Source organism: Bacillus sp. LR--39 (assembly GCF_053613335.1).
This window is the reverse complement of sequence record NZ_JBSIOT010001651.1, coordinates 1-510: the sequence shown is the minus strand read 5'-3', so window position 1 is coordinate 510 and position 510 is coordinate 1. Positions and strand designations below refer to the sequence as shown.

Below are 510 nucleotides of genomic sequence, written 5' to 3'. Positions count from 1 at the left end.
CTGCTAAATCAACGGCTTCGTCAATCATTTGTTTAACGACATCTGTTTCAGAAAAGTAGTTTTCAACCTCTTTAATCGTTTTTTTAGATAAGATCGCGCCTCCCTTTGACCAAGTGTTCACCTTTTCAGTGAGCTTGGATAGCTGAGCGATCGAATTTGACGATTGTTTTAATATAGAATTAGCATCGCGATCAAGCTCTTTTAAATCAGACACCGTGTTGTTCACATGTTTTTTGGCTTCGGAAATATGCTCATTAAATGATGCCAAAGAGATAGATCCGCCCCCAATCAAGTGGCTGATTTTATCAAATTCGTCATTAATCGAATCAACCGTATCATTCGTTTGACGTTTCAGTTCTGTTAAGCCCTTTTTGACATCATGCGTCAGAAATTCTTCTTTTACAAAACCTTCTGTTGATTCATAAGTTCTGATTTTCGCTTTAATATCTTTTAAATTCTGTATGTATTGATCAATAAAGTGCTGAAAATATAGCAGCACGGGAAGATGAA

1 protein-coding gene is annotated in these 510 nt (G+C 36.3%); it reads right to left on the bottom strand.

What is annotated here, in order from left to right; all coding sequences use genetic code 11:
• A partial coding sequence (locus ACWHAR_RS32320) for a T7SS effector LXG polymorphic toxin (RefSeq protein WP_452089083.1) occupies positions 1 to 510 on the bottom strand: 510 nt, incomplete at both ends.